Origin of the sequence: Corynebacterium sp. ACRQJ, from assembly GCF_022346045.1 — a bacterium.
Lineage (GTDB): Bacteria > Actinomycetota > Actinomycetes > Mycobacteriales > Mycobacteriaceae > Corynebacterium > Corynebacterium evansiae.
In genome coordinates this window covers 69,427-75,477 of record NZ_JAKRMT010000011.1, presented here as the reverse complement: position 1 = coordinate 75,477, position 6,051 = coordinate 69,427, and the positions used below count along the sequence as shown (strand labels likewise).

Below are 6,051 nucleotides of genomic sequence, written 5' to 3'. Positions count from 1 at the left end.
ATCGTCATAGGCCTTTCGGTGAGATGTGGTAGTTGAGTCGAAAGGCTAACTGGCGGTGGCCGCCCACTACTTTCCGGGACCCACCATCAGCAAGCGTTACACCACACTAAGGGACGCAACCACCCGCCACTCCCACCCCTCCCGAGGAAGCCTGCAAGACTTCCGATCGCTACTTTAGGTCCTTTCTTCACCCCTTTCCGACCTACACAGCACCCCAGGAAACTCGGCAATTACTGACAGCATGGCGCAAATATCAAGCGCTAGCAGACCGCGCCAAACCCAGCGGAAATAGCGGAAGTGTGAGTACTATTTAAGAAACTTAATGCAATTCTCACTACCAGCAAAGGACCACCATGCGTTTGCGCTCCGCCCTCACCCATCTCACCTCGAAAACCAATGGCCACGGAGGCGTCCACGCGAAGCGGGGTCGGTGGCGAGTTGGGGCTGTGGGCGTCATGACCATAGCGGCTTTAGCAATGACCAGCTGTTCGAGCGACGAACCGCAGGACAACTCGGCGGCAAGCAGTACAAATAGGGGCGATGCGAAGAGCGGCGAGAAGGCGGAAGCAAAGGCCGACCCGACGCAGCAGGCGATCGATGCGTACAAGGATGTTTTGAAAGATCCGGAAAAATACGAACGCGATTATTCCGACCGCGACGATTATCACCCGACTGGGACTTATTCCTATGCACTGATTGAGGCGAATAATGATGAAGTTCCGGAGCTATTGCTCAAGAATGATTGCAAGTATTTCTCACCGGTGACTTTTATTGCAATTGGCCAGGATGGAAAGCCCTTTGCCGTGGATAGAGAACTGGTGGCAGGCGCGGGAACCACTGCAGCTCGGGCTAACGTAGCGGCTTCCAGCGAGGGCGACGGAATCTACGAATGGTCTTACACAAGCGGGCGCCCGGAAGTGCCAACGATTCATTACAATTTCGACGGCAAGCAGCTCACCGAGGGCGAGAAAAGCGAATGGAGCCAGGTCACGGGCACTCCAGCTGAGCAGGTTGAGTTGGAATGGTACGTCACCGACGACGCGAACGGACTGAAGAAGAACCAGTCTGGCTCTAACTTCGGATCCGGCGAATCTTCCGCGAAATCCGATAGCTCCAATAGCAAGGATAAAAGTAAGAAAAAGAAGGGGAAAAAGCCTAATTCCGATCTGCCTGCGGGTTATGTGAAGAAGGGTGACAGAAAGGAAGGCAACAAACCCAATCCTGATGGCGACGCCTCAGCCTCCGCGAGTAAGGACCTCCCCGAAGGCGCTTACGCGAAGGCCGGTGGGCCGATTCCTTCGGATGCTCTCGAAGCAACGGTTGTAAGGCGCTATAAGGAGTCTTACATGCACGACCGGGCGGTATTTCAGTCACCAAGCGGAAATATCAAGTGTGCAGTAGACGCTTCTTTCGCAGGATGTGGAATTCCCTCTTACCGCGATACGAAACCCTACGGATACAGCAAAACCGTTGGTGCAAACTGGTGGGTGGATTTCAAGAACTGGAAACTCATGCCAAGGGACGATGTGCCGCCTTACGCTCCCGATGATGGCGGTTCAGAAATCGAGGATGTGCCCTACGGCAAGACCATTTACTTCGGCGACCATGTCTGCCACTCGGAATACAACGGCATGACGTGTTGGAACGCAAAAACTGGTAAGGGCGCGTTTATGAGTATTAGCAAGACGGAGTTCTTCGGTTAGGACGGGTTCTTACCGATTTTAGCCTTCTTATTCAACTAAATAAGAGTCTCCCGGCTATCCATCTTTGAGTCTTTCCCCTTGCTACTTTTGGCACCACACCACTATTCGCGCAGGAATCTACAACGATTACACCGCACCTGTACAGGTAAACATAACCACTAACGGCAGCGAAGCCATCGCCACCATGACGTAAATCTTCAACACCAACATTGTTGCCAAATACCGTGTGGACGAGTTTTTCGCCCCTTGGAACTCCAGTCGTTCCTCGCTGTCGGCCTGGTCGTGCTCCCAGTCGGCTGGGACTTCGGCTTAAATGTCGGAAAAGTTGCAAAACGTTATTGGGTACATTTTTCATCTACATAAAATGCCTGGTCAGAGCGTTTTCTTCAACCAGAGGTGTGCGCCGAGAATTACGTTTTGCAACTTTTCCGACATTTAACCCTAGCCCTGGAGTTAGCCGAAGGAGGAAGTGGCGGCGCGGCGCGCAGAAACGGCGCTGGGACGGTTTAACAAACACAGCCCCCAGAGGCCTGGGCACAAAGAAAGCGCCGGGAGGAAAACCCTCCCGGCGCCTCGCCTAGTTCAGCGCCTAGTTCAGCGCCTAGCGCCAGCACGCTCGCGGACGCGAGCTGCCAGCGCTACACGTGGGCTGCCAGCGCTACGCAGCGCAGCGCCTAAACAGCTACTTCGCAGCCTCCACGCGCTCCTTCAGGCCCTTGAACTCGTCCCAGACCTCGGACGGAACCTTCGGACCCAGGAACTTCAGCCATTCCTCGTTGTCGGCCAGGTCACGCTCCCAGTCAGCCGGGTTCACAGCCAGAGCCTCGCGGATGTCCTCCTCGGTCTCCTTCAGGCCATCGGTGTCGATGTCCTCGAAGCGAGCGGTGTAGCCAACAACAGTCTCGTCGGCCTCCACGCGGCCCTCGATGCGGTCGATGATCCACTTCAGCACGCGGGAGTTCTCGCCGAAGCCCGGCCACAGGAAGCGGCCGTCCTCGCCACGGCGGAACCAGTTCACCAGGAAGACCTCCGGCATCTTGTCGCCGCCCTTGTTGCCCATGTTGATCCAGTGCTGCAGGTAGTCACCCGCGTTGTAGCCGATGAACGGCAGCATGGCCATCGGGTCGTGGCGCAGGGAGCCAACGGCAGCCTCCGCAGCAGCGGCGGTCTGGCCGGAAGCCAGGGTGGCGCCGATGAAGGTGGCGTGGTTCCAGTCGCGAGCCTGGGTCACCAGCGGCACGGTGTCCGCACGGCGACCGCCGAACAGGATGGCGGAAACCGGCACGCCCTTCGGGTCGTTGAACTCCGGTGCGGCAACCGGGCACTGCTCGATCGGCACGCAGTAGCGGGAGTTCGGGTGTGCGGCCTTGTTGCCGGAATCCGGGGTCCACTCGTTGCCCAGCCAGTCGATGAGGTGCTGCGGCTCGCCTTCCTTGGACTCCCACCAGACGTTGTTGTCGTCGGTCAGGGCCACGTTGGTGTACAGGGTGTTGCCCGGCTCCATGGACTTCATGGCCATCGGGTTGGAAGCGTAGTTGGTGCCCGGTGCCACGCCGAAGAAGCCGTTCTCCGGGTTCACGGCGTACAGGCGACCATCCTCACCGAAGTGCAGCCATGCGATGTCGTCGCCGACGACCTCTGCCCGCCAGCCCGGGATGGTCGGCTGGATCATGGCCAGGTTGGTCTTGCCGCACGCGGACGGGAAGGCAGCACAGATGTAGTAGGCCTTGTCCTCCGGGCTGATCAGCTTCAGGATCAGCATGTGCTCTGCCATCCAGCCCTCGTCGCGCCCCATGGCGGAGGCGATGCGCAGCGCGTAGCACTTCTTAGCCAGGATGGCGTTGCCGCCGTAGCCGGAGCCGTAGGACCAGATCTCGCGATCCTCCGGGAAGTGGGTGATGTACTTCGTGTCGTTGCACGGCCAGGTGGAGTCTTCCTGACCCGGCTCCAGCGGAGCGCCCACGGAGTGCAGGCCCTTCACGAACTCGCCGTTCTCGCCGATCTTGTCCAGGGCTTCCTTACCCATGCGGGTCATGATGCGCATGGACATAACCACGTACGGGGAGTCGGTGATTTCGATGCCCAGCTTCGGGGACGGGTCGGTAATCGGGCCCATGCAGAAAGGCACGATGTACATGCGGCGGCCCTTCATGGAGCCGGAGAAGTGCTCGCGCATCTCGGCACGCATCTGCTCCGGGTCCATCCAGTTGTTGGTGGGGCCGGCGTCTTCCTCAGTCTTGGAGCAGATGAAGGTGCGGGATTCCACGCGCGCAACGTCAGACGGGTTGGAGCGCGCCAGGAAGGAGTTCGGCTGTGCCTTTTCGTCCAGCTTGATCAGTGTGCCGTGCTCGACCAGCTGCTCTGCCAGCTGGTTCCACTCCTCCTCGGAGCCGTCACAGAACACGACTGATTCTGGCTGGAAGAGCTCCACGGCCTCCTCGATCCAGTTCAGCATTTCCTGGTTCTTGGTGGGCGCCTCGCCGACAAGCCCTCGAATGGTCATCGATTTTCTCCCTACGTGTTTGTGTCCCACAACCCGGCCCGGCCAAATATGCACAAACATTCAATAGCCGACCGTCGGTTTAAACTTCCAGTTCAAACCCGGTTGTATTCATTATTAACTCTACTAAATCCTGCGGTTTTTGGGCATTCAATATAGCTGTGATCTGTAATTATCCGGGCCTGTGCAAAGACACAGGTATCCCTTCCACCCCCAGACTATCGTGAAGCGCCGGGGCCGTGGTTTGGTTCCGTGGCCAGTGGTTGTACGTCACACCCCGACTAACCCCATTCCCCCCGATCAACGCATTTCCAGGCGTCGGTTTGCCATCGCCCCTTCCCCGGATCGGGGGTATCGTCGTTCTTTCTTTGTGACGCCCCTTCGGCCTCACCGGTCTCTATCCACCGCCAGGCTGACCATTGTCCGTCGTAGGAAACTGAGGAGACGTAGTCCACTTTGCCGTCGCCATCCGTATCGCTGAGGATGCTCATTCCCTGGTCGTCGGCGATGGTGACGGACTCTTCCACGCCTCCGCTGCCGTACCACGCGCGGGCGCCCGGGTCGGCGCCTGGGTCGGCGCTCGAGTTGCTCCCCGGGCTGGCGCCAGAGTGGCTTTCCGAGCAGCTTTCCGGGTAGGCACCTGAGTGGGCGCCACCGCGCTGGCCGGGTGCCCGATTGGGGTCGTGGGCGTTGGGATCGTGAGAGTTGAGTTCGTCCACGTAGTATTCGCGGCCGCCGTACTCGACGGTCAGGCCGCTGCCGAGCCCGCCGCCGAGGCCGCCCAGGCCTCCCAGGCTGCCCGGGTTGCCCGGCGCGCCGCCGTGCAGCTCGTGCAACTCGTGGGCGCCGATCAGATCTGCCAGAGGGTTCTGCGGTGTGATCCCGTCATCTGGGAAGTCAAACATGCCCATATCCATTAGGTCACCCATTAGTTCGCCTCCATCGCCAGGCTGCGGATGCGGGGCGCCACCGGCGGGATCTCCAACCGGGCAACCACCTCCGTCACCACTGCCGACCAATGCTGTCTAAGTACTGCGTCTTCCTTTGCCGCGCGGGCTTTCAGCGCCTCGGAGCGCAGCATGACCAGCCGCGCCCCCACCACCGCCAGAGTCACTAGCACGCCAACAATCACGCCAACCACCGGCCCGGAAAGCCTGCCGACCATCGTTCCCAGCCCCAGCCCTGCCGCCAGGCCGGCCGCGGCGGCCAACACCACACTCGCCCGCGAGCCCACCGCCGCGGCGGGCCGGGCCGGGGCATCCTCCTGCGCCTCTGGGAGCGCGGGGAAGACCACGCCCTGCTCCAGCACCGCCAAGCGCAGCCGCGCCATGAAGACAGCGTGCAGATACTCGAACCTGTCAGCGCCGGCATCCTCCAGCACCTCCTGGGCGATCCGGGTCGCGCTCAGCCGCGTGGCGATGCGCACCCGGTCCAGCCGTTCGGCATCCGCCCGGCGCGCCTGCACCTCCCACTCGTTTACATCCACGCACAGCTCCCGGATCCACTCGCACACCTCGTCCGCATCCTCGCACCAGACCCAGCCTGGGGTGTCGGCCCATTCAGACGAGGGGGCGTCACTACCAAAGGGCCAGAGCAACACCACACCCATAGCCTGCGCGACGGCCCGGGCGACCTCGCGATCCTCCGCGGTGGCGTGCCCCACCGCCGCAACAACAACATCGGGATGTCGCTCCGGGCCAGCACCCTCCACAACCTCGAAGCGCTCCCCCGCCGTGCTTGCACTTGCCTTAGCTTCCACCCGCGTGCGCAACTGCGCGGCGCACTCGGCGACCACGCGCGCATCCGGGCCAATGACCGAAATGGTCTTCAACATCTTTGTTAGCTCCC

4 protein-coding genes are annotated in these 6,051 nt (G+C 60.6%); 1 reads left to right on the top strand and 3 read right to left on the bottom strand.

Annotated elements, in window-relative coordinates; all coding sequences use genetic code 11:
* Nucleotides 1-455: 455 nt before the first annotated feature.
* Complete coding sequence (locus tag MHX52_RS07295; RefSeq protein WP_239317424.1) at nucleotides 456-1,703, top strand: hypothetical protein; 1,248 nt, start codon at nucleotides 456-458, stop codon at nucleotides 1,701-1,703.
* A gap of 682 nt (nucleotides 1,704-2,385) precedes the next feature.
* Here MHX52_RS07295 and MHX52_RS07290 read toward each other — a convergent pair.
* From MHX52_RS07290 to MHX52_RS07280, 3 genes are all read right to left on the bottom strand, one after another.
* Nucleotides 2,386-4,206, bottom strand: coding sequence for a phosphoenolpyruvate carboxykinase (GTP) (locus MHX52_RS07290; protein WP_239317420.1), 1,821 nt, complete (start codon nucleotides 4,204-4,206; stop codon nucleotides 2,386-2,388).
* Nucleotides 4,207-4,484: 278 nt separating this feature from the next.
* A complete protein-coding gene (locus MHX52_RS07285) occupies nucleotides 4,485-5,132 on the bottom strand; it encodes a DUF6802 family protein (protein ID WP_239317417.1) in 648 nt (215 codons plus the stop codon).
* Nucleotides 5,132-6,037: a hypothetical protein gene (locus tag MHX52_RS07280; RefSeq protein ID WP_239317414.1), complete on the bottom strand. Its 906-nt coding sequence runs from the start codon at nucleotides 6,035-6,037 to the stop codon at nucleotides 5,132-5,134. Before MHX52_RS07280 ends, MHX52_RS07285 begins: the two co-directional genes overlap by 1 nt.
* Nucleotides 6,038-6,051: the final 14 nt, after the last annotated feature.